This is a genomic window from Streptomyces dysideae (genome assembly GCF_001514305.1).
In the GTDB taxonomy this organism is placed as follows: domain Bacteria; phylum Actinomycetota; class Actinomycetes; order Streptomycetales; family Streptomycetaceae; genus Streptomyces; species Streptomyces dysideae.
In genome coordinates this window covers 1-541 of the sequence record NZ_KQ949222.1, presented here as the reverse complement: position 1 = coordinate 541, position 541 = coordinate 1, and the positions used below count along the sequence as shown (strand labels likewise).

The window sequence follows — 541 nt, the reverse complement described above, 5'->3', positions numbered from 1 at the left end:
GTCTGCTGCCCGATCCGCAGCTCGCGCGCGATCTCCTTGTTCGCCTTGCCACGGGCGAGCATGACCAGGACCTCCGACTCGCGCTCGGTCAGCCGCTCCGGCCGGTCCGCGTCCGTGACCTGGTCGACCAGGCGAGCGACGGCGGCGCTGGAGACGTACGTCTGCCCGGCGGCCACGGCCTTCACCGCGTGCCGCAGCTCCTCGGCCTCCGCGCTCTTCAGCACGAAACCCGTCGCGCCCGCCCGCACCGCCGCCATCACCGCCGAGCCGTCGAGCGCGCCGGTCAGCGCCACGACCCTGACCTCAGGCAGCTCCTGGCGAATCAGCTCCGTGGCCTCGATGCCGTCCATGACGGGCAACATCAGATCCATCAGCACGACGTCCGGGCACAGTTCCCGGGCCAGCCGTACGGCCTCCCGGCCGTTGGTCGTCTCACCGGCGACCGCGATGTCGCCGTCAAGGCTCAGAAAGTCACGCAGGCCTTGCCGGACCATCGCGTGGTCCTCCGCGATCAAAACTTGAACTGCCACTGGTGATCTCC

At 69.9% G+C, this 541-nt stretch carries 1 protein-coding gene; it reads right to left on the bottom strand.

The features are described from left to right. A partial coding sequence (locus AQJ91_RS48500; protein WP_234383499.1) for a response regulator transcription factor occupies positions 1–494 on the bottom strand: 494 nt, incomplete at its 3' end. Between the last annotated feature and the right edge of the window lie 47 nt (positions 495–541).